At 38.9% G+C, this 24,753-nt stretch carries 28 protein-coding genes, 1 tRNA gene, 2 pseudogenes and 1 riboswitch; of the genes and pseudogenes, 15 read left to right on the top strand and 16 right to left on the bottom strand.

What is annotated here, in order from left to right:
• Window positions 1-15 precede the first annotated feature (15 nt).
• The 7 genes from tsaE to nfo form a co-directional block, all read right to left on the bottom strand.
• Window positions 16-516 (bottom strand): tRNA (adenosine(37)-N6)-threonylcarbamoyltransferase complex ATPase subunit type 1 TsaE, encoded by a 501-nt coding sequence (tsaE, locus tag B0185_RS03445; protein WP_005706655.1) that lies wholly within the window; start codon window positions 514-516, stop codon window positions 16-18.
• A 67-nt stretch (window positions 517-583) separates the two neighbouring features.
• Window positions 584-659, bottom strand: a tRNA-Gly gene (locus B0185_RS03440).
• 114 nt (window positions 660-773) lie between these two features.
• The gene (gene orn, locus B0185_RS03435) at window positions 774-1,322 is read right to left on the bottom strand and encodes an oligoribonuclease (RefSeq protein WP_005705339.1); all 549 of its coding nucleotides are present in this window, start codon (window positions 1,320-1,322) and stop codon (window positions 774-776) included.
• Window positions 1,323-1,324: 2 nt separating this feature from the next.
• Entirely contained in the window at window positions 1,325-1,810 is a 486-nt protein-coding gene (coaD, locus tag B0185_RS03430) for a pantetheine-phosphate adenylyltransferase (RefSeq protein ID WP_005705328.1), read from the bottom strand.
• Between the two features lie 2 nt (window positions 1,811-1,812).
• Complete coding sequence (gene waaA, locus B0185_RS03425) at window positions 1,813-3,093, bottom strand: lipid IV(A) 3-deoxy-D-manno-octulosonic acid transferase (protein ID WP_005705284.1); 1,281 nt, start codon at window positions 3,091-3,093, stop codon at window positions 1,813-1,815.
• Between the two features lie 130 nt (window positions 3,094-3,223).
• Window positions 3,224-3,805, bottom strand: a complete 582-nt coding sequence (locus B0185_RS03420; RefSeq protein WP_005705303.1) for a C40 family peptidase — start codon at window positions 3,803-3,805, stop codon at window positions 3,224-3,226.
• A 103-nt stretch (window positions 3,806-3,908) separates the two neighbouring features.
• Window positions 3,909-4,754 carry a deoxyribonuclease IV gene (gene nfo, locus B0185_RS03415; RefSeq protein ID WP_005705271.1) on the bottom strand — a complete coding sequence of 282 codons (846 nt, stop codon included), beginning with the start codon at window positions 4,752-4,754 and terminating at the stop codon, window positions 3,909-3,911.
• Between the two features lie 89 nt (window positions 4,755-4,843).
• On the opposite strand from nfo, the gene B0185_RS03410 reads away from it, so the two are divergent.
• From B0185_RS03410 to B0185_RS03390, 5 genes are all read left to right on the top strand, one after another.
• Window positions 4,844-5,401 carry a TorD/DmsD family molecular chaperone gene (locus B0185_RS03410; RefSeq protein ID WP_005705310.1) on the top strand — a complete coding sequence of 186 codons (558 nt, stop codon included), beginning with the start codon at window positions 4,844-4,846 and terminating at the stop codon, window positions 5,399-5,401.
• A 42-nt stretch (window positions 5,402-5,443) separates the two neighbouring features.
• A complete protein-coding gene (locus tag B0185_RS03405; RefSeq protein ID WP_005705305.1) occupies window positions 5,444-5,830 on the top strand; it encodes a hypothetical protein in 387 nt (128 codons plus the stop codon).
• Between the two features lie 76 nt (window positions 5,831-5,906).
• A riboswitch (PreQ1 riboswitch) is annotated at window positions 5,907-5,951 on the top strand.
• 3 nt (window positions 5,952-5,954) lie between these two features.
• Window positions 5,955-6,629 (top strand): 7-cyano-7-deazaguanine synthase QueC, encoded by a 675-nt coding sequence (gene queC, locus B0185_RS03400; RefSeq protein ID WP_005705295.1) that lies wholly within the window; start codon window positions 5,955-5,957, stop codon window positions 6,627-6,629.
• Window positions 6,622-7,065 (top strand): 6-carboxytetrahydropterin synthase QueD, encoded by a 444-nt coding sequence (queD, locus tag B0185_RS03395; RefSeq protein WP_005705332.1) that lies wholly within the window; start codon window positions 6,622-6,624, stop codon window positions 7,063-7,065. Before queC ends, queD begins: the two co-directional genes overlap by 8 nt.
• Window positions 7,066-7,078: 13 nt before the next feature.
• On the top strand, window positions 7,079-7,708 hold the full coding sequence (locus tag B0185_RS03390) for a 7-carboxy-7-deazaguanine synthase QueE (RefSeq protein WP_005705268.1): 630 nt from the start codon (window positions 7,079-7,081) through the stop codon (window positions 7,706-7,708).
• Between the two features lie 79 nt (window positions 7,709-7,787).
• On the opposite strand, the gene cdd is transcribed toward B0185_RS03390, so the two are convergent.
• A complete protein-coding gene (cdd, locus tag B0185_RS03385) occupies window positions 7,788-8,669 on the bottom strand; it encodes a cytidine deaminase (protein WP_005705250.1) in 882 nt (293 codons plus the stop codon).
• A gap of 310 nt (window positions 8,670-8,979) precedes the next feature.
• Here cdd and B0185_RS03380 point away from each other — a divergent pair, with 310 nt between their 5' ends.
• Complete coding sequence (locus B0185_RS03380) at window positions 8,980-9,462, top strand: Dps family protein (protein WP_005705257.1); 483 nt, start codon at window positions 8,980-8,982, stop codon at window positions 9,460-9,462.
• Window positions 9,463-9,527: 65 nt separating this feature from the next.
• Here B0185_RS03380 and B0185_RS03375 read toward each other — a convergent pair.
• The 3 genes and pseudogenes from B0185_RS03375 to ampD all read right to left on the bottom strand — a co-directional run.
• Window positions 9,528-9,739 (bottom strand): annotated as a pseudogene (locus B0185_RS03375) (IS3 family transposase); the annotation flags it as partial.
• Between the two features lie 32 nt (window positions 9,740-9,771).
• Window positions 9,772-10,185, bottom strand: a complete 414-nt coding sequence (gene ruvX, locus B0185_RS03370) for a Holliday junction resolvase RuvX (protein ID WP_005705261.1) — start codon at window positions 10,183-10,185, stop codon at window positions 9,772-9,774.
• Window positions 10,186-10,197: 12 nt separating this feature from the next.
• A complete protein-coding gene (gene ampD, locus B0185_RS03365; protein WP_005705289.1) occupies window positions 10,198-10,761 on the bottom strand; it encodes a 1,6-anhydro-N-acetylmuramyl-L-alanine amidase AmpD in 564 nt (187 codons plus the stop codon).
• Between the two features lie 52 nt (window positions 10,762-10,813).
• On the opposite strand from ampD, the gene B0185_RS03360 reads away from it, so the two are divergent.
• The 3 genes from B0185_RS03360 (at window position 10,814) to B0185_RS03350 (ending at window position 13,593) form a co-directional block, all read left to right on the top strand.
• A complete protein-coding gene (locus B0185_RS03360; RefSeq protein WP_005705320.1) occupies window positions 10,814-11,656 on the top strand; it encodes a 23S rRNA (adenine(2030)-N(6))-methyltransferase RlmJ in 843 nt (280 codons plus the stop codon).
• 87 nt (window positions 11,657-11,743) lie between these two features.
• A complete protein-coding gene (gene pyrE / locus B0185_RS03355; RefSeq protein WP_005705265.1) occupies window positions 11,744-12,385 on the top strand; it encodes an orotate phosphoribosyltransferase in 642 nt (213 codons plus the stop codon).
• A 122-nt stretch (window positions 12,386-12,507) separates the two neighbouring features.
• Window positions 12,508-13,593 (top strand): 5-methyltetrahydropteroyltriglutamate--homocysteine S-methyltransferase, encoded by a 1,086-nt coding sequence (locus B0185_RS03350; protein WP_005705254.1) that lies wholly within the window; start codon window positions 12,508-12,510, stop codon window positions 13,591-13,593.
• A gap of 159 nt (window positions 13,594-13,752) precedes the next feature.
• On the opposite strand, the gene pflA is transcribed toward B0185_RS03350, so the two are convergent.
• The 3 genes and pseudogenes from pflA to focA all read right to left on the bottom strand — a co-directional run bounded on the left by pflA (window position 13,753) and on the right by focA (window position 17,912).
• The gene (gene pflA / locus B0185_RS03345) at window positions 13,753-14,493 is read right to left on the bottom strand and encodes a pyruvate formate lyase 1-activating protein (protein WP_005705307.1); all 741 of its coding nucleotides are present in this window, start codon (window positions 14,491-14,493) and stop codon (window positions 13,753-13,755) included.
• Window positions 14,494-14,649: 156 nt separating this feature from the next.
• Window positions 14,650-16,960 (bottom strand): annotated as a pseudogene (gene pflB / locus B0185_RS03340) (formate C-acetyltransferase).
• Window positions 16,961-17,087: 127 nt separating this feature from the next.
• Window positions 17,088-17,912, bottom strand: coding sequence for a formate transporter FocA (gene focA / locus B0185_RS03335; protein WP_005705331.1), 825 nt, complete (start codon window positions 17,910-17,912; stop codon window positions 17,088-17,090).
• Between the two features lie 236 nt (window positions 17,913-18,148).
• Here focA and B0185_RS03330 point away from each other — a divergent pair, with 236 nt between their 5' ends.
• Window positions 18,149-18,658 carry a YqaA family protein gene (locus B0185_RS03330; protein ID WP_005705340.1) on the top strand — a complete coding sequence of 170 codons (510 nt, stop codon included), beginning with the start codon at window positions 18,149-18,151 and terminating at the stop codon, window positions 18,656-18,658.
• A 52-nt stretch (window positions 18,659-18,710) separates the two neighbouring features.
• Here B0185_RS03330 and tgt read toward each other — a convergent pair whose 3' ends face one another.
• The gene (gene tgt / locus B0185_RS03325) at window positions 18,711-19,859 is read right to left on the bottom strand and encodes a tRNA guanosine(34) transglycosylase Tgt (RefSeq protein ID WP_005705276.1); all 1,149 of its coding nucleotides are present in this window, start codon (window positions 19,857-19,859) and stop codon (window positions 18,711-18,713) included.
• Window positions 19,860-19,937: 78 nt separating this feature from the next.
• Window positions 19,938-20,072, bottom strand: coding sequence for a hypothetical protein (locus B0185_RS10425; protein ID WP_005705263.1), 135 nt, complete (start codon window positions 20,070-20,072; stop codon window positions 19,938-19,940).
• A gap of 104 nt (window positions 20,073-20,176) precedes the next feature.
• Between B0185_RS10425 and B0185_RS03320 the strand changes: the two genes are divergently transcribed.
• The 5 genes from B0185_RS03320 to ilvN all read left to right on the top strand — a co-directional run bounded on the left by B0185_RS03320 (window position 20,177) and on the right by ilvN (window position 24,630).
• The gene (locus B0185_RS03320) at window positions 20,177-20,752 is read left to right on the top strand and encodes a YceB family lipoprotein (RefSeq protein WP_005705324.1); all 576 of its coding nucleotides are present in this window, start codon (window positions 20,177-20,179) and stop codon (window positions 20,750-20,752) included.
• 21 nt (window positions 20,753-20,773) lie between these two features.
• Window positions 20,774-21,520: a carbonate dehydratase gene (gene can / locus B0185_RS03315; protein ID WP_005705304.1), complete on the top strand. Its 747-nt coding sequence runs from the start codon at window positions 20,774-20,776 to the stop codon at window positions 21,518-21,520.
• Between the two features lie 199 nt (window positions 21,521-21,719).
• Entirely contained in the window at window positions 21,720-22,157 is a 438-nt protein-coding gene (locus tag B0185_RS03310; RefSeq protein ID WP_005705287.1) for a hypothetical protein, read from the top strand.
• A 267-nt stretch (window positions 22,158-22,424) separates the two neighbouring features.
• Window positions 22,425-24,146, top strand: coding sequence for an acetolactate synthase 3 large subunit (locus tag B0185_RS03305; RefSeq protein WP_005705291.1), 1,722 nt, complete (start codon window positions 22,425-22,427; stop codon window positions 24,144-24,146).
• A complete protein-coding gene (gene ilvN / locus B0185_RS03300) occupies window positions 24,139-24,630 on the top strand; it encodes an acetolactate synthase small subunit (RefSeq protein WP_005705321.1) in 492 nt (163 codons plus the stop codon). The genes B0185_RS03305 and ilvN overlap by 8 nt, the downstream gene beginning before the upstream one ends.
• The last annotated feature ends 123 nt before the right edge of the window (window positions 24,631-24,753 follow it).

The raw sequence follows: 24,753 nt of genomic DNA, 5'->3' as shown, positions 1-24,753 counted from the left end.
ACAAATTACAAGCGATTAAATTTTTGTGATTTTGTGCAAAAATGAGGTGATTTGGATGCCTTTCTCTGATTTTGGAGATAAATGCAGATTTCTGCCCTCTTCTGCATAATCAATTTGCACTAGAATATCTGCTTCTGGGATCATTCCCTCGCCTTTTGATGCCCATTCTAATAAACACAATGTTTGCGGGCGGAAATAGTCGCGAATGCCCATAAATTCAAGCTCTTCAGGATCAGCTAAGCGATATAAATCAAAGTGATACACAGAAATTGGCGAGAGTTGATACTCTTCTACTAAGGTGTAAGTAGGGCTTTTTACGTTACCTTGATGACCAAACTGGCGAACAATACTACGAGTAAGCGTGGTTTTCCCTGCACCTAAATCGCCATTCAAATAAATCACCACACCTTCACTTGGGGTTTGCGTTAAGTAATCTTGAATTGCAGAGGCGAATTGTTGCCCGAATTGTAATAAAGCTTCTTCGTGAGGAAGATAAAAAGCATTAGGTTCTGTCATAACAAAAATAACTTATTTAAAATAAAAACGAAAAGTAAATTGATATGAAGAAATTTGAAGAAAAAAATGGAGCGGGAAACGAGGCTCGAACTCGCGACCCCGACCTTGGCAAGGTCGTGCTCTACCAACTGAGCTATTCCCGCATTTGAGGTCATTCAGAATTGAATAGCGACATTATACAAATTTCTCAGTGCCTCACAAGCAAAATTTTTAAAAAATGTCGCAAGTGAGGAAAAATATATCAATTCAAAGGAAATTTAATCAAGTTTAATAAAATACTCACGATAAAACTTCAGTTCGTTAATTGATTCTTTAATATCATCTAAAGCTAAATGAGTATTTTGTTTTTTGAATAGTTCTAGAATTTCAGGCTTCCAACGGCGAGCCAGCTCTTTTAGGGTGCTCACATCTAAATGGCGGTAATGGAAGTAATCCGCCAAATCTGGCATATATTTGTATAAAAAGCGTTTATCTTGTGCAATGCTGTTGCCACAGATTGGTGAAACACCTTTTGGTACCCATTTTTTAAGAAAATCTATAGTTTGTAACTCAGCGGCACGCTCCGTTAGCTTACTTGCTTTCACTCGCTTAATTAAGCCATTTTCGGTATGCGTTTTTACGCACCAATCGCTCATTTTACCCAGTAGTTCATCAGATTGTTTTATAGCAAGAACAGGGCCTTCTGCTAAGATATTCAGATCTTTATCAGTCACAATCGTCGCAATTTCAATAATGCGTTCTTTTTCAGGATCTAAGCCTGTCATTTCAAGGTCTATCCAGATTAAATTTTGTTTATCTTGGCTCATTTTTATTCCTTTTCTGTTCTATTTTTTAATAATTCTATCACGTACGCGGGCACAAAAGGCTCAATATTACCGTGATGTTTATGAATTTCTCTCACCATGGTGGAAGAAAGGTAACGCCATTCTACTGAAGGTGGTAGGAAAATCGTTTCTAAGCCGTGGGCTAGTTTATCATTTAATTGAGCAAGCTGAATTTCATATTCCAAATCATCACTACCACGAATGCCGCGCACTAATGCAGTTGCTTCGTACTGTTTTGCAAAATCTGCAAGCAAGCCTGAAAAACTGACCGCTTGTACATTGTCTAGTGTTTGGCAACTTTGTTCAACTAGTGCTGTACGCTCTTCGAGTGAAAACATTGGCTGTTTACTTGGGTTCTTGGCAATTGCCACAATGATTTTATCGAACAAGCTCGCGGCACGGCGAATAATATCTAAATGCCCATTAGTAATCGGGTCGAACGTTCCCGCATAAATTACAATATTCTTCATCTTTATTTTTCTAAATAAGGGGCTAATAAATGCAAGTGGCGAGCTAACGCACCTTGATTTTCTTTTAATACCTCAAAGCCATAACGAGCAATTTTTTCTCGAGCATTCCTATTTTCAAGTAAAAATGCAACCGTTTGTGCCAGTGCTACTGCTGAACTTTCTATTTCAATGACACCGTGCACAGAACGTAGTTTGGCAAAAATTTCTGGTAAATTATAAGTATGAACACCAGAAATAACAGGAAGTTCAAACGCAATTGGCTCCAGTGGATTGTGTCCCCCGTGTTTGACTAAACTTCCGCCAACAAAAGCAATTTCCGCCAAACCATAAAGCACCATCATCTCACCCATTGTGTCTCCAAGTAACACTTGGATTGTCTGTTCAAGCGGTTCAAATTGGGAACGTTTTTTATAAGATAGCCCCGATTTTTGAATAAGCTCTTCTACCTGATTAAAACGTTCAGGATGGCGCGGTACTAAAATCAACAGCAAATCTGGGTGTTTTTTAAGCAGTTCTTGATGGGCGTTTAATATGATTTTTTCTTCGCCCTCGTGCGTACTTCCTGCAATCCACACTAAACGCTTACTAACATTTAACGCCTCTACTGTCTCAAATACTTTTTCTCTGAGATGTTTAGTAATCTCAAGGTCAAATTTTAAATTTCCTGTGTTGACTAATTTTTCGTGCGGATAACCTAAATCCAAGTAGCGTTGTTCGCTGACTTTATCTTGAGCTAAAATCATATTGATGCGTTGCCACGTACCTTTTAATGCACATTTAATCCAACCGTAACGTTTAGCTGAGCGGGGAGAAAGGCGAGCATTCGCAACAATAAAGGGAATATTTCGTTGATGAAAACGTGCAATCAGATTCGGCCAGAGTTCGGTTTCAATCACAATCATCAATTTAGGTTGCACAAAATCAATAAAGCGATTGATTGCATCAGGTAGATCGTAAGGCAAATAAAAGTGTGACACACTTTCGCCAAATGCGTCTTTTACTCGTGCTGAACCTGTTGGTGTAACGGTTGTAATCGTAATTGGCAATTTAGGATAGCGCACTTGAATCGCTTTAATTAATGGTGTTGCAGCAATAACTTCCCCCACAGAGGCAGCGTGCACAATAATTCCGTTTGGTGTAGGCTTCGTGAAATGGGGATAAATCCCATAACGTTCACTCAATCGTTTGCGATAATTGGGCTGTTTTAAGCTTTTCTTCCACATAAAAAGCAAAATTAGTGGCTGAATGCAATAGCTCAATAAAGTGTACCAAAAACGAAGCATTGATAAAGTTTCTCCAAGCGGTTAATTTTGCTGAACGGTTTACAAAAATTGGGGATTATTCTAGCATAAAATCCTAGGAATCAGATAAAACAAAGCCGCTATCATTGATAACGGCCTAAACAAAATCGTATTAAAGCACTCGGCGTGATTGTGTATAAGTTCTTGCCCAGTAACTTTCTGAAAGAGAGCTAGTTGTAACCCCTTGGCTTGTACTGGCGTGAACAAATTTTCCGCCACCGATATACACACCTACGTGATTATTCTTTCGGAAAAAGACTAAATCGCCTGGTTGTAAATCTGATTTAGAAATGGAACGACCTGAATGACGTTGCTCCGCTGTTGAACGAGGAAGATGAACGTTAAAAGCACCACTCATTGTTTTTTGTACAAAAGCTGAACAATCAATTCCCGCTGTACCTGTACCACCTAAACGGTAACGTGTTCCCACCCATTGGCGATAAACTTGATTCACTTTTTGTGAGCCACTTTTCTCTGAGTTTGTGGTTTTACTTTGATTCGCTTTTACTTTTGCAGATTTTTGCTTCGCATTTTGCTGAATTTGCTCTGCTGTTGCCGCTTTAGCCACAATACGTGCTTTAACTTGGTGGGTTGAGGTGCTACTTAAACTCGCATTTGCTTGAAGCGTAAAGCCTGCGAATAGAACAAACAATGAGAGTTTTAGTTTGGTTAAAAAAGGAGATTTCTTATTCATAATGTTGTCTCGCCAGAACAACTAAAGCGTGTTTATTCCTATTAAAAAGATTAATCAATATGCAATAAAAAATTATTGCGAAAACAGGTCAGAGGAGTATAACTTATTTATTCGATAATGTCCGTAAAAATTTTATCTCTTCTGCCCAAATATCAGGATTGATTGTCTCTAAAATCATCGGAATGCCATCAAAGCGGTCATCTTTCATAATAAATTCGCAAAATGCTGTGCCAATTGTGCCTTCACGTAACGTATCGTGACGGTCTTTTCGGCTGCCTAATGGTGTTTTTGAACCATTGAGGTGCATTCCGCGTAAATATTTAAAGCCAACCACTTGTTCAAATTCGGCAAAAGTTTTTTCGCATTGTTCAAGTGAGCTAATATCGTAACCCGCTGAAAAAGTATGGCAAGTATCTAAACAGACGCCCACACGATTTTTATCCTCTACTTGTTCAATAATCTCTGCCAGATGTTCGAAGCGATAGCCTAAATTTGAGCCTTGCCCTGCCGTATTTTCAATGACCGCAACTACATTTGGCACTTTACTCACGGCAATGTTAATTGATTCTGCAATTCTTGCTAAACAGTCTTGCTCAGAAATTTTATTTAAGTGAGAACCAGGATGGAAATTAAGCAATTTCAAACCAAGCTGATTGGCTCGTTCCATTTCATCAATAAAAGCCACTCGCGATTTTTCTAAGCCTTCCATCTCAGGGCTACCTAAGTTAATCAAATAGCTGTCGTGTGGTAGAATTTGATCCACAGTAAAATGATGTACTTGGCAAAAGCGTTTAAATTTCTCAATGGTTTCTGCTTTTAATGGTGGTGCTTTCCATTGACGCTGATTTTTGGTAAACAGTGCAAAAGCATTTGCACCAATGTCTACCGCACGCAACACAGCTTGCTCAACACCACCTGATGCACTCACATGAGCCCCAATATATTTCATCGCATTTCCTCTTCTTGTCTATTTTTGTTCTATAAAAGTTGTGTAGAGTGTAATATAGAGACATTCACTCAATATTTTTGGTTTATTTTATGAGCAATACTCACATTAATGATTTTTCACTTTTATGTCGTCTATTCGGTAATCTTTTTTATCGCCAACCAAATGATCCTATTTTAGCAAGTACATTTGCGTGGCTTGCTCAAGGTGGACTTTGCCAGCAATGGGCATTAGATACCGACAGCCAAAGCGAACTTTCGCTAACCTTGTTAGAAAAACAGGCTAACCCTACCGAATTAGCCCCAAGCTATCAAGCACTTTTTGCAGAAAATGGAGAAATTCCGACCGCTATTTCTGCTTATAAAGTTTCTGTTGAAGATTTTATTGTCTTTAGAAATGAACGTGGAATGCCTGCATTGAAGCAAGCCGATCACGTTGCATTGTTATTACTTACAGCCTCTTGGATTGAAGATCATCTGGATTCTACCCAAGCTCAGCAAATGTTGTTTGAAAAATATCTTCTGCCTTGTATGAATAAATTTTTAGGTTTAGTGGAAACAAAAGATAATGGTTTTTACAAAGCGCTTGCCCAACTTACCCGCGATGCGTTAAGTGCTATGGCAGATGAATTGGACGATGAAGATATTTAAAAGAGATTTAAACTAGATTTAATTTACCTTTAAGGAAGTGCTATGAAATACTCACATCTCATCACCATTTTAGTTAGCCTTGCATTGACAGGCTGTGCCTTAACACCAGCACAAAAAGCACAAAGAGAAGCAGAGAAAATTAAAGCTCAACAGCTGCTTTCAATTGAATTAGCCAAACAGTGTGATGCAGAAACCGCTTCACTGATGGAGCAAAAACTTAATCCGCCAGTTAGCCAAACGGCTGAAGAAAAGGAAAAATTGGATAAAGCCTATGCGGAAAAAATCCAAAATCCGATTTTCCAAGCCTGCCATAAAATGGCGTGGGATAGCTATAAAGCACAAGCAGAAGTAGAAGAGATGCAACAATATTACCGCTTTGAACGCCCATATTGGGGCTCACCGTGGCATTATTGTTATATTTGTTGGTAGCTGATTTTTCCGTTATAATAGCCTCTTACAAGCGGTAAGATTTTGTAACAAATTGTCAAAATTTTACCGCTTACTTTTTCTTGTGGTTCGAGAACCTCCCACATAAAAAAACTAAGGATACACAATGAACCTATCTCAACAACCTAAAAAAGCCCTCGTGATTTTCTCAGGCGGGCAAGATTCCACTACTTGTCTTTTCCAAGCGATTAAAGAATTTGGCAAGGAAAATGTTGAAGTGGTGACCTTCCAATATGGGCAACGCCACGCGATTGAGCTTGAAAAAGCCGAATGGATTGCCAAAGATGTTGGCGTAAAACAGACCTTAATTGACACATCGGTGATCAAAGCGATTACCACCAATGCCTTGATGCAAGAAGCTGCAGAAATTCAGCAAGAGGGCGATAAACCAAATACCTTCGTGGATGGACGCAACGCCTTATTCTTACTTTATGCGGGGATTTATGCCAAAGGGCAGGGCATTTCGACCATTTACACAGGCGTGTGTGAAACCGATTTCAGCGGTTATCCTGATTGTCGTGATGTATTCGTAAAATCAATGAATGTAACGATGAACTTGGCGATGGATTATAACTTCAACATCCGTACACCGTTGATGTATCTCACCAAAAAAGAGACGTGGAAATTAGCAGATGAGCTGGGCGTGTTTGACTATATTCTTGAACACACACACACCTGCTATTTAGGCGTGGAAGGCGGCTGCCACACTTGCCCAAGCTGTGTGTTGCGTGAAAAAGGCTTGAATGAATACCTTGCAGAAAGAGAGAAAAAAGATGTTTAAAATCGCGAAAGAATTTAGTTTTGATATGGCTCATATGCTCGATGGGCATGATGGCAAATGTAAAAATCTGCATGGGCACACATACAAATTGCAAGTTGAAGTAGCAGGCGAGTTAGTCGCAGAAGGGGCAAAACGTGGGATGGTGATGGATTATGCTGATCTGAAAGCTACCGTAAAAACACATATTTTAGACCCGATGGATCATGCGTTTATTTACGATCTTAACAGCCCAAAAGAGAGCAAAGTGGCGAATTTGTTAATCGATTTAGATTCAAAAGTCTATGGCATTCCAAGCCGATCCACGGCGGAAGAGATGGCAAAATATATGTTTGATAAGCTCAGAAAAGAGGGGTTGACAGTTACTCTTATTCGCCTGTGGGAAACGCCAACGTCTTACTGTGAATATTCGCAAGCCCCACACTTACAAGCGGTGTAAATTGATGAGTAAAATGCAAAATACCATTTTTAGCACCATCACTTACCCGATTGTTGAGATTTTTGAGAGCTTGCAAGGAGAAGGTTTTAACACGGGAATACCGAGCATTTTTGTCCGTTTTGGCAAATGTAACCTTACTTGCCCGTGGTGCGATACCGATTATATGACGTTTGAAAGTTGGACGTTGGAGCAGATTTTAGCCAAAGTGAAATCCTATTCAGCAAGGAATATTATCATCACAGGTGGAGAGCCAACTATTCAATCTAATCTAGGCGTGTTATTGGATGCATTCAAACTAGAGGGCTATTTTTTAGCGATTGAAACTAATGGCTTGAAAGAAGTACCGAAACAGATTGATTATATTGCAACTAGCCCGAAACGGTTGTATCAAGAGAAATATCAACGCCGTTGTATTCCTTTTGCTCATGAAGTTCGCATTGTGGCGGATGAAAATGTGTTAGCATTTTGCGAGCAGATTGAGCAACAAATTCAAGCAGAGCATTATTATCTCTCGCCGTGCGAAATTGATGGCAAAATGAATTTGCTCGAAACAATTACCCAGTTAGGGCAGCTTAATCAGCGCATAAATAAACCCAAATGGCAGCTGAGTTTGCAAACGCACAAGATTGTGGGGATTGAGTAAATGAATAAGAAATAGGGTATTATGTAGCAGTTACACAAAGTTATTTTTAACAATGGTCGTAACTGCTGTGTAATGCTCATTATTTAATCATAAAATATTCCATTTTTACTTCTACAATCGTGTTCAATAATTGTTCCGTCATCTCTCTATAACTAAGTTTCGTTGGTTTCTCTGCCAATACAATTCGTTCAATTTCAGCTAAATCTAAATTATTAAGATAAGCATAATTCAGAGCAGTTTGTAGGGCAGGAAGGCTCGGATTAAATGCTGCATTTTCTGCATAACGCCCTGTTATTATCTCCCCATTTCTAAATAAAATTGCAATGCCGTGCGGGCTATTTGAATAAGGGCAATGAGCCTGATTGGCTGCATGGATAGCCTCCTGAACTAGCTGATCAGGATGATTTTCATTAAGTTGGTGATCTTCTTGATTAAGTAATAATGTATGAATGTCTAAATTTTTCGGACCAAAAGCATCAGGTAAATAACTATGCAGTGGATTATGTTGGCTATGTGGCAAATGGATCGCAATGTTTTCAGCTTGATGCAATTCATTCATAAATTGGCGGCAGTGTCCACATGGCGTATAGTTTACTACCATATCACTAATTCGTTTTTCGCCTCTTAGCCAGGCGTGGCTAATTGCACTTTGCTCCGCATGAATGGTTTGCTGAATGGCGGTATGGGCAAATTCTTGGTTCGCACCAAAATAAAAATCGCCGTGCTCACCAATCGCAATTGCGCCCACTTTAAAATGTGAAATGTCAGTATGGCTATAACAAGCAGCAACAGGTAAAAGTTGCATCGCTAGGGCTAAGGGTTCTAGTTTCAATTGTTGGCATACTTGCTGAACTTGTTGATGAGAAAGGAACCCCGCCCAATTTTGACGACTAAAAATATGAAGCAGTGCTTGATTAAGCGGTCTATTTTCCGATAAAGTTTGCGAAATGGCATCTTGCATAACTCTCTCCCAATGCAAAAAAGATTAAAAATCTAACCGCTTGTTATTAAAGCATAAATTTATTTTTATTACGAGGGGTTCACTTCTTTACGAACAATCAATCTTGAAATTTGTGAACTTGCTCACATTTATCAACTAACATTGATAGGCATAGACTTTAACAATTTATTAACGAATAGGTAATTCCTATATACTTTATTGAGTGAAGTAATTTGTATCTATCAAGTGAAAGACATATGCTTATCAACACAAAGAGCACAGGCTCTTTGATTTATTTTTTAATATTACATACATAAAGAGGGAACAAATTATGTCAAAAACATCAATCGGTTTAGATAAAGTTGCATCAGCAGAATTGGCTTCAAAATTAAATGATTTATTGGCAAGCTATCAAGTGTTCTATACTAACGTGCGTGGTTATCACTGGAATATCAAAGGTGTGAACTTCTTTGAATTACACGCAAAATTTGAAGAGATTTATACTGATTTAATTACCAAAGTAGATGAGTTAGCAGAACGTATTTTAACTTTAGGCTACACACCAAATAATGCCTATAGCCAATACTTAAAAGTTTCACGTATTCAAGAAGATATTGCAGTAAGTAGTGCTCAAGACTGTTTATCTGGCACATTAGCAGGTTTAAAAGTGTTACTTGAACAACAACGCGAAATTCTTGAACTTGCAGGTGAAGCAGGTGATGAAGGTACAAATTCTCAAATGAGTGACTACATCAAAGAACAAGAAAAATTAGTGTGGATGTTTCAAGCAGCGTGCCAAACTTGCTACGCTTAATTTTAATTATTAAATAAATTAAAGGCTAACAGTGAAATGATCTGACCCCAAAAAGTTAGACTTATTTAGTTTAAGGACTGAGTTCTGACATTCACAGGGCTCAGTCCTTTTAGTTTTCCCTGAGTACGTTCATGGTTGTAATAATGAATTTACTCAGGGGTTGTTTTTCCTGTTGGTCGAACATCTCAAATTATTTACCGTAGTAACATTCGGTTTTTAATTGTCCAAAGATGCTTTTCATCGCTCTATTATCTAAACTATTTCCCTTCCTTGATATTTTTTAATACCCTGATACATATATAAATACTGTTATTGATTTTCAAACCAACTCTCTAAAATCAAACAAGCCGAAATTGAATCCACTTTATCTTTTTTCAGTGCTTTATAACCACCGCGAGCGAAAATCTCTGATTTTGCTTCAACTGTGGTTAAGCGTTCATCTTGCAATTCCACAGGTAAGTTAAAACGCCCATTTAGGCGGTTGGCGAATTTTTTTGCTCTCTGTGTAAGCGGTTGTTCTGTACCATTCATATTGAGAGGTAATCCAACCACAAGCAGATCGGGTTTCCACTCTTGGATCACTTTGCCAATCATATCCCAATTCGGAATGCCATCTTGGGCTTTAAAGGATGGTAAGCCTTGTGCTGTGCCTGTAATGCTTTGCCCTACGGCACAACCGATGCTATAAGTGCCAAAATCAAAGGCTAAAACGGTTTTTGTCATTGATGTTATTCCTTATTTATTTTTAGTTCTTTTAAGCAATTGTCTGTAATAATCCCACGCAAAATATTGACCAGGATCTTGTTTTCGACCCGGGGAAATATGCTGATGCCCTGTAATTCGCTCATCGGTAATGGCGGGGTAAGCGGTCTGAATTGCTTGGGTTAATGCAACAAGGCTTTCATATTGAGCTTGGGTAAAAGGCTGATTGTTCGAACCTTCAAGTTCAATGCCAATTGAAAATTCATTGCACTTTTCGCGCCCTTCAAAATTTGATACCCCTGCGTGCCAAGCCATATCGTTAAAATTCACATATTGGGTAATTTCGCCTTGTCGATTAATTAAGCAATGAGCAGAGACGCGTAAATCCTTGATTTCTTGGAAATAAGGATGGGCATTGGGATCAAGTTTCCCTTGAAAAAAATCATCAATGAAATGCTCGCCAAATTGTTCGGGTGGTAAGCTGATGTAATGAATGACCAAGAGCGAAATATCATTGATATTAGGGCGAGGGTTAAAGTGAGGTGAAGGAACTTGTTTTTGGCGAATCAAGCTGCCATTTTTTAAGGTTAAATCCATAGCGTTTTGTGGTAGAATTCTGCTATTTAAAATCAATCAAATCGAGAGAGAAATGCTTAGCTATCGTCATAGTTTCCACGCAGGAAACCACGCAGATGTGCTTAAACACATTGTGCAACTTCTTATTTTACAGTCGCTCAAACAAAAAGAGAAAGGCTTTTTATATTTAGACACTCACTCTGGCACAGGGCGTTATAGTCTATTTAGTGCAGAATCAGAAAAAACGGGTGAATATTTAGAAGGGGTAGCTCGCCTTTGGGAACGGGGTGATTTGCCTGAAGAAGTTGCACTTTATATTGATGAGTTAAAAAAAATCAATTGTGGCGGTAAATTAAAATATTATGTAGGGTCGCCATTGCTAGCAGTCAACCAACTTCGCCCGCAAGATCGTGCGATTTTAACCGAGCTTCATCCAAACGATTTTCCATTATTACGCCAAGAGTTTGCTAAAACAGAGAATGTGCAGACCAAACGTGAAAATGGTTTCCAACAATTAAAATCAGCATTACCACCGAAAGAACGCCGTGGCTTTGTACTCATTGATCCGCCTTACGAGCTTAAAGAAGATTATGAGTTAGTGGTAAAAGCCATTGAAGAAGGCTACAAACGCTTTGCGACAGGCGTGTATGCGATTTGGTATCCTGTGGTGCTTCGCCAACATTCAAAACGTATTGTGCGTGGTTTACAAGAAACGGGTATTCGTAAGATTTTACAAATCGAACTTGCTGTTCGCCCAGATTCAGACCAACGTGGGATGACCGCAAGTGGGATGATTGTGATTAATCCACCTTGGCAGTTAGAAAGCCAGATGAAGAAAATTCTACCTTATTTAACCGAAGTGCTTGTGCCAGAAGGTACGGGCTCTTGGACTGTTGATTGGATTACGCCAGAATAATCTGTCCCCATCTTGGTTTTAGCCGAGATGGGGATTTTTTTGTGAAATTTTCAGTAAAAACAACCGCTTATATACGAGGAATTTATAATGGAACAATACAAATATGACTTTATTGAATTCGCACTCAGTCGCCAGGTGCTTAAATTTGGCGAATTTACCTTAAAATCAGGCAGAAAAAGTCCTTACTTTTTTAATGCAGGTTTATTCAACACAGGTCGAGATTTAGCTAAATTAGGCGAGTTTTATGCTCAAGCTATTCAAGCCTCAAAATTAGATTACGATGTGTTATTTGGCCCAGCTTATAAAGGGATTCCTATTGCAACAACGGTTGCTGTTGCGTTAGCTAAGCAATTTGATGTAGATAAACCTTGCTGTTTTAACCGCAAAGAAACGAAAGATCACGGTGAAGGTGGCAACTTAATTGGCTCTCCACTTAAAGGTAGAATTTTGTTAGTGGATGATGTGATTACTGCTGGTACAGCCATTCGTGAATCAATGGAAATTATCCAAGCAAACCAAGCCGAATTAGCAGGGGTTTTAATTGCATTAAACCGTAAAGAAAAAGGCAAAGGCGAGCTTTCAGCTATTCAAGAAGTAGAACGCGATTATGGTTGCCAAGTCTTCTCAATCGTAGATTTTGATGATCTGGTACAATTTATTGAGAAATCGACAGAATACGTCCCATTTTTGCCTACGATGAAAGCATACCGTAAGCAGTATGGAATATAATGAAAAATTTTCATTTTTACCGTTAATAAATTTCATAAATATTAAATTCGTTTTTCTTGTATCTCAATGCTAATTCACTTAAATTATTGAATACCTTAATAAAATTACGATAAGGAATAAAAATGACTAAAAAACTCCCGTTACACGCTGATACTGTTGGCTCCTATTTACGTTCTGATGCTTGGAAACAAGCTCATGCTGATTACAAAGCAGGAAAAATTTCACTTGAAGAGCGTGACGCAATTGTAGAGCAAGAAGTGCGTAAATTAGTAGATGCTCAACTTGAAGCGAGTATTCAAGTGGTCACCGACGGTGAATATCACCGTTCTTGGTGGCACATCGATTTCTTAGAAAATTTAAATGGTATCGAAGGTTATGTGCCAGAAAAAGCTTACGCATTCAAAGGTGTCAAAGTTCGCCCTTACAACACCCGTTGCTGTGGTAAAGTTTCTTGGAATCCAAACCACCCATTTATTGAGCATTTCAAAAAATTCAATGCGATTGTTGATGGTCGTGCGGTTGCAAAATTTACCATCCCAAGCCCGAATCAATTAATGTACCCTGTGCAATGGGATCACGGTGTGTATACAACCCGTGAAGAGTTTGCCAAAGATGTACAACAAGCTTATAAAGAAGCAATCAAGGCCTTCTATGAAGCGGGTTGCCGTTATTTACAAATCGATGATGTGTACTGGGGCTCTCTCTGCAACAACCACGCACAACCTACTTTTGAAGCAGACAAAGCACAAGCGGTTGCGAACGTGCAGGCGATTCTTGCAGATAAACCAGCAGATATGATCATTACCACTCACGTTTGCCGTGGTAACTACAAATCTTCTTACTTATTAACGGGTGCCTATGATCCTGTCGCAGATGGATTATTTGGTCAAACCAACTACGATGGTTATTTCTTAGAGTATGATGATGAACGTTCAGGTGGTTTCGAGCCGTTAAAACATTTTGCGAACAACAAAGGACGCGTAGTGTTAGGTTTAATCAGCTCAAAATTCCCAGAACTGGAAGATAAAGAAGCGATCAAAGCACGTATTCAAGAAGCAGCAAAATATGTGCCACTTGAGCAACTTTGCTTAAGCCCACAATGTGGTTTTGCATCAACCGAAGAAGGTAACGTAATGACTGAGGCTCAGCAATGGGCAAAAGTCCGTCACGTTGAAGAGATCGCAAAAGAAGTTTGGGGCGAAGATTAATTTTTCCATTTCATAGAAAAATCAACCGCTTGTAGAGTATTCTACAAGCGGTTGATTTTATATTGGGCTTTGCAAAATAAGGACAGATTATGTAAATATTTTATCTTCCAATTGTCATATCGAACAAAAAGACCACCTCTTCCGATACGGTCTGCTTTTCTAATATTTTACCGTATGTCCATAGCTTTCAATGATACCTTTGATACGCTCTAGCACCTCTTTCGGTGGTGGTAATACGCCTTCTAATTCATATTTATAACCTAAAGTTTCCCACTTATGTGCACCTAAACGGTGGTAAGGTAAGAGTTCTACTTTCTCGATATTTTCCATACCTTGAATGAACTGCCCTAAACGGTGAGCAGAATCATCGTCATCGGTATAGCCTGGTACAACCACATAGCGAATCCAGGTACGTTTGTTCAGTTTTTGTAAGTAACGAGCAAAATCAAGAGTGCGTTTGTTTGACACACCGACGAGATCTTGATGAATTTCATCGTTTAGTTGTTTTAAATCTAACATTACCAAGTCAGTAACTTCCAACATTTCATCAACAACAGGACTATAGTGCCGTACAAAGCCATTGGTGTCTAAGCAGGTATCAATACCTTCGGCTTTACAAGCTCGGAACCAATCACGTACAAATTCCATTTGTAATACTGCTTCGCCGCCAGATGCGGTAACACCACCGCCTGTCGCTTTCATAAAATGTTTATAAGTTACTACTTCTTTCATTAGGTCTTCAACGCTAATCAGTTTGCCACTATCTAAATCCCAAGTGTCGCGATTATGACAGTATTTACAACGCATTAAACAGCCTTGTAAAAACAAAATGAAACGGATACCAGGACCATCAACTGTTCCACAAGATTCATAAGAATGATAACGTGCCATTACTGACATAATTCTCTCCTAATACAATGCTGAAATTCGATAATATATTGAAATAAAGAATCTGTACTAGCTCATTTATTTCAAGACATTAAATGAAACAAGCGGTCAGATTATACAATCATTTTGCAGAACCTGACCGCTTTTCCTTAGAACACTAAGTGTTAATTACATACATTCTGTGAATGTACGAGTAATTACGTCTTGTTGTTGTTCTTTAGTTAATGAGTTGAAACGTACTGCGTAGCCTGAAACACGGATTGTTAATTGTGGGTATTTTTCAGGGTGTTCAACCGCATCTAATAAGGTTTCACGGTTTAATACGTTTACGTTCAAGTGTTGACCGCCTTCTACTTCTGCCTCGTGATGGAAGTAACCATCCATTAAGCCCGCAAGGTTACGTTTTTGTGATTCGTAATCTTTACCTAATGCATTTGGTACGATTGAGAAGGTATATGAGATACCATCTTTCGCATACGCAAATGGCAGTTTAGCCACAGAAGTTAAAGACGCTACCGCACCTTTTTGGTCACGACCGTGCATTGGGTTTGCACCTGGTCCGAATGGTGCACCTGCACGACGACCATCTGGGGTATTACCTGTTTTTTTACCGTATACCACGTTAGATGTGATAGTAAGAACAGATTGAGTAGGTACTGCGTTGCGGTAAGTTTTGTGCGTTTGGATTTTTTTCATGAAACGTTCAACTAAGTCGCATGCGATGTCGTCTACGCGGTTGTCGTTATTACCAAATTGTGGGTATTCGCCTTCAATTTCGAAATCTAATGCCACATTTGAAGCGACAACATTACCATCTTTATCTTTAATGTCGCCACGAATTGGTTTCACTTTCGCATATTTAATTGCAGATAATGAGTCAGCCGCAACAGAAAGACCTGCGATACCACACGCCATTGTACGATATACATCACGATCGTGGAACGCCATTAACGCTGCTTCGTAGCTGTATTTATCGTGCATAAAGTGGATGATGTTTAATGCAGTCACATATTGTGTTGCTAACCAATCCATAAAGTGATCCATACGGCTCATTACATCATCAAAGTCTAGGTATTCAGATGTAATTGGTTGAGTTTTAGGGCCTACTTGTGCACCAGATTTTTCATCAATACCACCGTTGATTGCGTATAGCATTGTTTTCGCTAAGTTCGCACGAGCACCGAAGAACTGCATTTGTTTACCGACAACCATTGGTGATACACAACACGCGATTGCGTAGTCATCATTGTTAAAGTCTGGACGCATTAAGTCATCGTTTTCATATTGAACTGATGAAGTATCAATTGAAACTTTTGCACAATAACGTTTGAAGCCTTCAGGTAATTGTTCAGACCAAAGGATAGTTAAGTTTGGTTCTGGAGATGGACCCATTGTGTAAAGGGTATTTAAGATACGGAAGCTGTTTTTAGTTACTAATGTACGACCATCTAAGCCCATACCTGCTAAAGTTTCAGTTGCCCACATTGGGTCACCTGAGAATAACTGATCGTATTCAGGTGTACGTAAGAAACGCACCATACGTAATTTCATGACTAAGTGGTCAATTAACTCTTGGGCTTCTTCTTCTGTGATTTTACCTGCTTTTAAGTCACGTTCGATATAGATATCTAAGAATGAAGAGACACGACCGAATGACATTGCCGCACCGTTTTGAGATTTAACCGCAGCTAAGTAAGCGAAGTAAGTCCATTGAACTGCTTCTTGTGCTGTTTCTGCAGGACGTGAAACGTCGAAACCGTAATGCAGCCATTTGTTTGATTTGACCTAAAGCACGGTGTTGTTCTGCAATTTCTTCACGTAATTGGATTGTTGCTTGAATATCTTCACCTGCTTCTAAGCGTGGTTGTAATGATGCAAATTGACGTTGTTTGTCTTGCATTAAGAAATCCGCACCATAGATCGCTAAACGACGGTAGTCACCGATAATACGACCACGACCGTAAGCATCTGGAAGACCAGTGATTACGCCTGATTTACGACAGCGTAAAATATCTGGAGTGTATACATCAAATACACCTTGGTTGTGAGTTTTGCGGTATTCAGTAAAGATTTTTTGTACTTCAGGATTTAAGGTACGACGATAAACATCGCAAGAACCTTTAACCATTTTGATACCACCGAATGGGATGATGGCACGTTTTAATGGGGCATCTGTTTGAAGACCAACGATTTTTTCTAATGCTTGGTCAATATAACCAGGTTTGTGAGAAGTAATCGTAGAAGGAATATCGCAGTCGATATCATACGGTTCGTGCGTTTTATTCTCAACTTTGATTTTTTCCATTACTTCTTCCCATAATTTAGTGGTTGCAGCAGTCGCACCCGCTAAGAAAGACTCATCACCTTCATATGGAGTATAGTTTTTTTGGATAAAATCACGCACGTTTACTTCGGTTTGCCAGTCACCAGCAGTAAAACCTTCCCATGCTTTTTGTTGAGTTTCAGTTAATTGAGTCATTTTAAATCCTCTATTTGTTTTAAATAAAATTTGTGATGCCGAAACATCGTAGTTTGTAAAATCTCGGCGAAATTTGACCGCTTACATCTTAGTTCAACTTCTCGCCAGATTTATAAATAGGTTATTTTTAGTGCTTACGAATATATAAGAACCACTGCACTAAGCCGATAAAGAACACACCACCTACGATATTACCTAAGGTAACGGGAATTAAGTTCTTTACCACAAAATGATATAAATCTAAGTCTGCATATTGCATTGGATCAACGCCAATCGCTGTCCAGAAAGAGGCATCTGAAGTATGGGCAATGACCATGCCCATTGGAATCATAAACATATTTGCTACACAGTGTTCAAAGCCAGATGAAACAAATAACGCAATAGGTAAAATCATAATAAAGGCTTTATCGGTTAATGATTTCCCTGCATTTGCCATCCAAACAGCAATACACACCATAATGTTGCACAAAATACCTAGTGTAAAGGCTTCTACCCAAGAATGATGAATTTTATGTTGTGCCGTTTTTAAAATGGTCAACCCCCATTGACCATTCGCTACCATCATTTGACCTGAAAGCCAAATTAAAACCACAACACTTAAACCACCGATAAAGTTTCCACCATAAACGATAAACCAGTTTCTAAACATTTGGAACCAAGTAATACGGTGTGTTGCTTTTGCGACTGCGGTTAATGTAGATGAAGTGAAAAGTTCTGCTCCAAAAATCACGCACATAATCACGCCAAGAGAGAACACCATACCACCCACTAATTTAGATAATCCCCACGCAACATCTGCTGTGCCTGTTTGCGTTGTAGTATAAAAAACGAAAGCAAGACCGATAAAACCACCGGCTAAAATTGCAGAGATAAAAGAATAGAGTTGATGTTTAGTTGCTTTATAAACTGCACCATCTTCGGTAATTTTCGCCATTTCAGCAGGAGAAAACATAGGCAATCCTTTTATGTTTACATTGATGCTTATTCAATAATTTTTCTGAATAAACTAAAATTGAAGGAATAATAAGATTTGTATGGAATTATAGACCTGTTCCACCAATCTGAAAATCAAAAACTTACCTATTTGGGGGAGGTTGAACACCTTTTTTTGATGTATCTCAACTTTACAAGAAATAGCAAACTTTTATTAAATTTAAATTAACTCTTTTTTAACAATTTATTAAAACAATGTTTACTGATTACCTTACTTATTTTTTTAATTTATTTTTTTCCAATACAGTATCAATCGAAAATCAGCTCATTATTATGTTTGCAAGTGCTTTTGTGAGTGCTTCTCTGCTACCAGGTAATTCTGAAATTGTTTTTAGTACCATTGCTACACAAACCATTTTATTTGAACACGCTTTGATTACCTCTCCACTTATTTGGCTTGTTTGTGTTGCAACAATAGGTAACACATTAGGTAGCTTACTCACGTTGTACTTTGGGAGACTTATTCCTGAGCCAAAATCTTTAAATCATAAATATGCTGAGTGGGTAATACATAAATTAAATCGTTATGGAACAATAATGCTTCTGCTGAGTTGGTTACCTCTGCTAGGAGATCTGCTTTGTGGATTAGCAGGTTGGCTCAGACTTCCTTTAGTAAAAAGTGCCTTTTATATTTTTATGGGTAAACTCATTCGATATTTGCTACTTTTAATCACAATTTACCCGCTTGTAAAATATGTTTTGTAGCAAAAAGGCTGAAACCTTAACAATTTCAGCCTTTCTTTATTTTAGTTATACATTATTCTGCTTGTTCTTTCTGCATTGGTGGCACTTCTTTACCGATTTTGGCATAAAATTCCACTACAAAATTATCAAAACGGTCTTCATCAATCGCTTGGCGAATTTGTGCCATTAAACGTTGATAGTAACGCAAATTGTGAATGGTATTTAATCGTGCGCCTAAAATTTCACCGCATTTATCTAAATGGTAAAGATACGCTTTAGTGTAATTTTTGCAGGTGTAGCAATCGCATTCTGGATCAAGAGGACTGGTGTCGCTCTTATATTTTGCGTTGCGGATTTTTACCACACCATCGCTAACGAATAGATGTCCGTTGCGTGCATTGCGGGTTGGCATTACACAGTCGAACATATCGATCCCACGGCGAACACCTTCCACTAAGTCTTCAGGTTTACCCACTCCCATTAAATAACGCGGTTTGTCTGCTGGTAATAATGGTGTCGTGAACTCTAAAATGCGGTGCATCTCTTCTTTCGGTTCGCCTACGGCTAAACCACCCACCGCATAGCCATCAAAACCGATATTGACTAGCCCTTCGGCAGAAATTTTGCGTAATTCTTCATAAGTACCGCCTTGTACAATACCAAATAACGCTCTTGGATTTTCCAATTCATCAAAGCGATCACGGCTGCGTTTTGCCCAACGTAACGACATTTCCATTGATTTTTTTGCATAGTCGAAGGTTGCAGGATATGGGGTACATTCGTCGAAAATCATCACGATGTCTGAACCTAAATCGTACTGAATTTCCATTGATTTTTCAGGCGAAAGGAAAATTTTTTCGCCATTGATTGGGTTTTGGAAAGTCACGCCTTCTTCTTTAATTTTGCGTAATTTGCCTAAACTGAAGACTTGGAAACCGCCTGAATCCGTTAAAATCGGCCCGTGCCATTGCATAAAATCGTGCAAGTCGCCGTGCATTTTCATAATTTCTTGCCCAGGGCGTAACCATAAATGGAAGGTATTGCCGAGTAAAATTTGTGCACCTGTAGCAGCTACTTCTTCAGGGGTCATTCCTTTTACTGTACCGTAAGTACCTACAGGCATAAACGCAGGGGTTTCAACATAGAACTCACCTTTGGGGCGAGAGAAGGTTAAGCGACCACGACGAGCATTACCGTTGGTCTTTTTTAATTCATACTGCATAAAAATCCTTAATAGAGAAACAGTCTATTATTTTTATTCAAGCGGTCAAAAACCGCCACACTTTTGCTAAATGCAAATTTAAAAACGAATGCCAGTGCCAAGCCCTAATCCAAAGCCTACGCCGTTTGAACCACCGCCGACATTTGCACCGCCAGAAAAGCTACAGCCTGCTAATAAACAAATTAAAAGCAGGCTTATTGCAAATTTTTTCATTTAAAAATTCCTTAGTTTTGTAGAACTTGTTATATTTCTGCCATTCTAAACAGAGGGGTATTCTACCCGTTTTTATTCTGAACAGCCAATAGAAAGGAGAAAGTATGAAATTTATTTACAGAATCGTGGCGTTTTTCGTGGTTGCAATTGGTGTAGTGGCAGTGGCTTCTGCTAATTTACTTAGCATTTCGGAAAAAGAAATTAACGACTATCTACGTACACAGCTTGCTGAAAAAATCCCGCTTGCCGATAGTGTGGGGATACCAGGTTTAATGCAACTGGATTACCAGTTGCATGATTTAGTCACGCAAATTGGTCAAACCAACGAGAAAAAAGTTGAAATTCAAGGTATTGTGGATGGCTTGTTGATTGCTCGTGGTAAAAAGCACGAAGCAAAAATTAAGATAAATTTAGACACTATACCTTATTTTGATCCTGAAAAAGGGGCAGTTTACTTAAAAGATGTCCGTCTACTTAGTTGGGAAGTTTCACCAGAAAAATATCAAGAAACCGTACAATTTTTCTTGCCTATGCTTTTTGATGGTTTAACGAATTTATTGAATCGTTCGCCTGTTTATACGTTAGATGAAACTAAAACCAAAGAAATGCTGGTGAAAAAATTTGGTAAGGCAATTATTGTAGAAAAAGGCATGTTGCGTTTAGAAACCAGCCTTTTCTAACCCTAAATAAAAGGAGAAAGAATGAAAACGATTGAACAATTGTTTGCCAATAATCACGCTTGGGCAACTAAAATGAAAGATGAGCAATCTGATTATTTTAAAGAGCTTGCAGAACACCAAAATCCAACTTATCTCTGGATTGGCTGTTCAGATAGTCGCGTGCCAGCTGAAAAATTAACAGGGCTTGGGCCTGGTGAGTTATTTGTCCATCGTAATGTAGCAAATATGGTGATTCATACTGATCTTAACTGCCTTTCTGTGGTGCAATATGCCGTGGATGTATTAAATATCAAGCACATCATTATTTGCGGACATACTAACTGCGGAGGCATTAAAGCTGCAATGGGCACGGTGCAAGATCTCGGTTTAATCAGTAACTGGTTGCTTCACATTCGCGATCTTTGGTTTAAGCACGGGCATATGCTTGGCAAGTTATCGCCTGAACATCGAGCTAATATGTTGACCCGCTTAAATGTTGCTGAACAGGTTTATAATTTAGGTTGTAGTTCTATTATTCGAACCGCTTGGGATAAAGGCAAAACACTCTCTATTCATGGCTGGGTATATGATGTGAACGATGGCTTTCTAATCGACCAAGGCGTAATGGCAACCAGTCGTGAAACGTTGGAAATCACTTATCGTAATGCCATCGCAAAATTGATCTCCGAAGCCAATGAACTCTCTGAAAAAACGACGCATGAAAAAGAAGTAGAGCAAGAAGTTCAAAAACTGCAGGAAGCACTTGCAGAGCAAACTGTCACAGAATAGAGCAAAAATCAGCATATAAAGGTTGTTGACATAGGGGGGAATATCAAACCTTTTTCTTATATTGAAATAATGTTAACTGACCTTTGCAATATCGTAAAAAAAGCAGCCTATATTAGACTGCTTTTTAAAGGAACTTTTTTTCATTGCAAATATCTAAGTAAGTACCCTAATAATAGGGTCAACAATCAGAGGACTAAACATGAAATTGATAAAAATCTTACCTGCATTAGCGATGACATTTGCTGTTTCTGCTTATGCAAAAGAAATGCCTAAAATGGAAAAAGCATCAGACACTATGGCAACTCTTCCTGCTATTATGGATAAAACCGTTGTATATACCTGTAACAAAAAAACTGTCACTGCGGTATATCAATTTGAAGATCAAGAACCTAGTGCTGCGATGTTAAGTGTGGGGAATAAAATTATCTCGAAAAACTTTATGCGTAATAAAGAAACGGCAGACTTTACTCAATTTGTTGCTGGCGATTATGTTTGGAATGTAGATAGTGGATTAACTTTAGATAATTTTGACACTGTGATTCCAGTAAACTTAATCCAAAAAGGTAAACAAAGCGATACAATCGTTGTTAAAAACTGTGATATTAACACTAAAGCTACTGCAAAAGCGAACAGATAATGTCATCTGTTGATGAGCGATTATTTTAGATAAAAATTTAACGCTGTTAATTTTATAAAATAAAGAATGTTGTGCTAATTCTATAGGAATGCACAACATTTTTCTTATTTATATCTAAATTAATCAAGTTTAAAAAATTTTCTGCTAAATTTAAGTAAAATTCTACCGCTAGACAAATGCTAGAAACTCTTGCACAATGTTGCCAATTTCATCGTATATTTGAGTTGTGAATAACGTTCACAATGCTATAAGAAGTTGGAGGATTTAATGAAAAAACTTTCTGGTGCAGAAATGGTGGTGCAATCCTTGTTAGATGAAGGCGTGGAATACGTTTTCGGCTATCCAGGAGGCTCAGTGTTAGATATTTATGATGCAATTCATCAATCAAGCCTTAACCACGTGTTAGTTCGTCACGAACAAGGTGCGGTGCATATGGCAGATGGTTACGCTCGCTCAACGGGCAAAGTGGGTTGCGTGTTGGTGACTTCAGGTCCTGGTGCAACCAATGCGATTACAGGGATTTTAACCGCTTATACCGATTCTGTGCCGCTTGTGATTATCACAGGTCAAGTGCCTTCTTCGTTAATCGGTTCAGATGCGTTCCAAGAGTGCGATATGATCGGCATTTCTCGCCCTGTGGTGAAACACAGCTTTATGATTAAAGATCCGCAAGAAATTCCTGAAACCATCAAAAAAGCATTCTATATTGCTTCAACAGGTCGACCTGGTCCTGTGGTGATCGATATTCCAAAAGATATGGTAAATCCTGCCAATAAATTCGCTTATGAATACCCGAAAGAAATGGCATTGCGTTCTTACAATCCAACTGTGCAAGGGCACAAAGGGCAAATCAAACGTGCATTAAAAGCCTTGATGGTGGCAAAAAAACCTGTGCTTTACGTAGGTGGCGGGGTAATTTCAGCAGAATGTAGCAACGAGCTTGTTGATTTTGCGAAGAAATTAAACTTACCTGTAACCAGTTCGTTAATGGGATTAGGGGCTTATCCTAGCTCAGACCGCCAATTCCTTGGTATGCTTGGGATGCACGGCACTTATGAAGCCAATAATGCAATGCACGAAAGCGATTTGATTTTAGGTATCGGTGTGCGTTTTGATGACCGTACGACTGCAAACTTAACAAAATATTGCCCAAATGCAAAAGTTATTCACGTAGATATTGATCCAGCTTCTATCTCAAAAACCGTTCAAGCTTACATTCCAATCGTAGGCTCAGCGAAGAATGTGTTAGATGAATTTTTAAGCTTGCTTGAAGATGAGAATTTGGCAAAAAATCAGGCAGATTTGACCGCTTGGTGGAAACAAATCGACGAATGGAAAGCAAAAGATTGCTTGAAATTTGAAGAGAGTTCAGAGGTTATTAAACCGCAACAAGTCATCCGCTTAATCCACAAATTGACGAATGGCGATGCGTATGTTGCTTCAGATGTGGGTCAGCACCAAATGTTTGCCGCATTGCATTATGGCTTTGATAAACCTCGCCGTTGGATTAACTCTGGCGGTGCGGGCACAATGGGCTTCGGCTTACCTGCTGCAATTGGGGTAAAATTTGCACACCCTGAAGCAACTGTTGTGTGTGTTACGGGTGATGGTTCAATTCAAATGAATATTCAAGAGCTTTCTACCGCTAAACAATACGACACGCCAGTGGTGATTGTCAGCCTTAACAACCGATTCTTAGGAATGGTAAAACAGTGGCAAGATATTATTTATCAAGGTCGTCACTCACAAGTGTATATGAACTCATTGCCAGATTTCGCGAAATTGGCGGAAGCTTACGGACATGTGGGCATTACCATCGATCATCCAAGTGAATTGGAAGAAAAACTCACACAAGCCTTTGCGATTAAAGATAAATTGGTCTTTGTCGATGTGCGTGTAGATGAAACCGAGCACGTTTACCCGATGCAAATTCGTGGCGGTGCAATGAATGAAATGATTTTAAGCAAAACGGAGCGTACAGATGCGTAGAACATTATCAGTCTTACTTGAAAATGAATCAGGTGCTTTATCTCGCGTGGTTGCCCTTTTCTCACAACGTGGCTTTAATATCGAAAGTTTAACTGTTGCTCCAACCGATGATGAAAGCCTTTCACGTATGACTATCGTAGCAAACGGTGATGAAAAAATCTTAGAGCAGATTGAAAAACAACTTCACAAACTCATTGATGTATTCAAAGTGATTAACCTCAGTGCCTGCGAACACGTAGAACGCGAAGTGTTATTACTGAAAGTGCGTGCTACAGGCTCTGCTCGCGATGAATTAAAACGAATGACCGATATTTTCCGTGGGCAAATCGTGGACATCGCTCCAAAACTTTACACCATTCAATTAACAGGTACGAGTGAAAAACTTAACGCCTTTATTGATGCGGTGAAAGCGGAAACCACCATCGTTGAAATCGTACGTTCTGGTTTAATCAGCCTTTCACGCGGCGAAAATAACTGTCTATAACCTCCAACTTTAACCCCACGCCCTCGTGGGGTTATTTTTTATATATTCACTGCTTTTATCCTATAAGAACCGTAAAATATTTTGTATAATTACTCCCAAATCTTACCGCTTAAAGCGGTTATT

Origin of the sequence: Haemophilus parahaemolyticus (assembly GCF_002015035.1) — a bacterium.
Taxonomy (GTDB): domain Bacteria; phylum Pseudomonadota; class Gammaproteobacteria; order Enterobacterales; family Pasteurellaceae; genus Haemophilus_A; species Haemophilus_A parahaemolyticus.
This window is presented reverse-complemented; position numbering and strand designations above follow the sequence as displayed.

What these genes read in the sequence shown, in the direction of transcription:
- tsaE (WP_005706655.1), bottom strand. Translation starts at nt 516, where the DNA reads ATGACAGAACCTAATGCTTTTTATCTTCCTCACGAAGAAGCTTTATTA.
- orn (WP_005705339.1), bottom strand. Translation starts at nt 1,322, where the DNA reads ATGAGCCAAGATAAACAAAATTTAATCTGGATAGACCTTGAAATGACA.
- coaD (WP_005705328.1), bottom strand. Translation starts at nt 1,810, where the DNA reads ATGAAGAATATTGTAATTTATGCGGGAACGTTCGACCCGATTACTAAT.
- waaA (WP_005705284.1), bottom strand. Translation starts at nt 3,093, where the DNA reads ATGCTTCGTTTTTGGTACACTTTATTGAGCTATTGCATTCAGCCACTA.
- B0185_RS03420 (WP_005705303.1), bottom strand. Translation starts at nt 3,805, where the DNA reads ATGAATAAGAAATCTCCTTTTTTAACCAAACTAAAACTCTCATTGTTT.
- nfo (WP_005705271.1), bottom strand. Translation starts at nt 4,754, where the DNA reads ATGAAATATATTGGGGCTCATGTGAGTGCATCAGGTGGTGTTGAGCAA.
- B0185_RS03410 (WP_005705310.1), top strand. Translation starts at nt 4,844, where the DNA reads ATGAGCAATACTCACATTAATGATTTTTCACTTTTATGTCGTCTATTC.
- B0185_RS03405 (WP_005705305.1), top strand. Translation starts at nt 5,444, where the DNA reads ATGAAATACTCACATCTCATCACCATTTTAGTTAGCCTTGCATTGACA.
- queC (WP_005705295.1), top strand. Translation starts at nt 5,955, where the DNA reads ATGAACCTATCTCAACAACCTAAAAAAGCCCTCGTGATTTTCTCAGGC.
- queD (WP_005705332.1), top strand. Translation starts at nt 6,622, where the DNA reads ATGTTTAAAATCGCGAAAGAATTTAGTTTTGATATGGCTCATATGCTC.
- B0185_RS03390 (WP_005705268.1), top strand. Translation starts at nt 7,079, where the DNA reads ATGCAAAATACCATTTTTAGCACCATCACTTACCCGATTGTTGAGATT.
- cdd (WP_005705250.1), bottom strand. Translation starts at nt 8,669, where the DNA reads ATGCAAGATGCCATTTCGCAAACTTTATCGGAAAATAGACCGCTTAAT.
- B0185_RS03380 (WP_005705257.1), top strand. Translation starts at nt 8,980, where the DNA reads ATGTCAAAAACATCAATCGGTTTAGATAAAGTTGCATCAGCAGAATTG.
- ruvX (WP_005705261.1), bottom strand. Translation starts at nt 10,185, where the DNA reads ATGACAAAAACCGTTTTAGCCTTTGATTTTGGCACTTATAGCATCGGT.
- ampD (WP_005705289.1), bottom strand. Translation starts at nt 10,761, where the DNA reads ATGGATTTAACCTTAAAAAATGGCAGCTTGATTCGCCAAAAACAAGTT.
- B0185_RS03360 (WP_005705320.1), top strand. Translation starts at nt 10,814, where the DNA reads ATGCTTAGCTATCGTCATAGTTTCCACGCAGGAAACCACGCAGATGTG.
- pyrE (WP_005705265.1), top strand. Translation starts at nt 11,744, where the DNA reads ATGGAACAATACAAATATGACTTTATTGAATTCGCACTCAGTCGCCAG.
- B0185_RS03350 (WP_005705254.1), top strand. Translation starts at nt 12,508, where the DNA reads ATGACTAAAAAACTCCCGTTACACGCTGATACTGTTGGCTCCTATTTA.
- pflA (WP_005705307.1), bottom strand. Translation starts at nt 14,493, where the DNA reads ATGTCAGTAATGGCACGTTATCATTCTTATGAATCTTGTGGAACAGTT.
- focA (WP_005705331.1), bottom strand. Translation starts at nt 17,912, where the DNA reads ATGTTTTCTCCTGCTGAAATGGCGAAAATTACCGAAGATGGTGCAGTT.
- B0185_RS03330 (WP_005705340.1), top strand. Translation starts at nt 18,149, where the DNA reads ATGTTTACTGATTACCTTACTTATTTTTTTAATTTATTTTTTTCCAAT.
- tgt (WP_005705276.1), bottom strand. Translation starts at nt 19,859, where the DNA reads ATGCAGTATGAATTAAAAAAGACCAACGGTAATGCTCGTCGTGGTCGC.
- B0185_RS10425 (WP_005705263.1), bottom strand. Translation starts at nt 20,072, where the DNA reads ATGAAAAAATTTGCAATAAGCCTGCTTTTAATTTGTTTATTAGCAGGC.
- B0185_RS03320 (WP_005705324.1), top strand. Translation starts at nt 20,177, where the DNA reads ATGAAATTTATTTACAGAATCGTGGCGTTTTTCGTGGTTGCAATTGGT.
- can (WP_005705304.1), top strand. Translation starts at nt 20,774, where the DNA reads ATGAAAACGATTGAACAATTGTTTGCCAATAATCACGCTTGGGCAACT.
- B0185_RS03310 (WP_005705287.1), top strand. Translation starts at nt 21,720, where the DNA reads ATGAAATTGATAAAAATCTTACCTGCATTAGCGATGACATTTGCTGTT.
- B0185_RS03305 (WP_005705291.1), top strand. Translation starts at nt 22,425, where the DNA reads ATGAAAAAACTTTCTGGTGCAGAAATGGTGGTGCAATCCTTGTTAGAT.
- ilvN (WP_005705321.1), top strand. Translation starts at nt 24,139, where the DNA reads ATGCGTAGAACATTATCAGTCTTACTTGAAAATGAATCAGGTGCTTTA.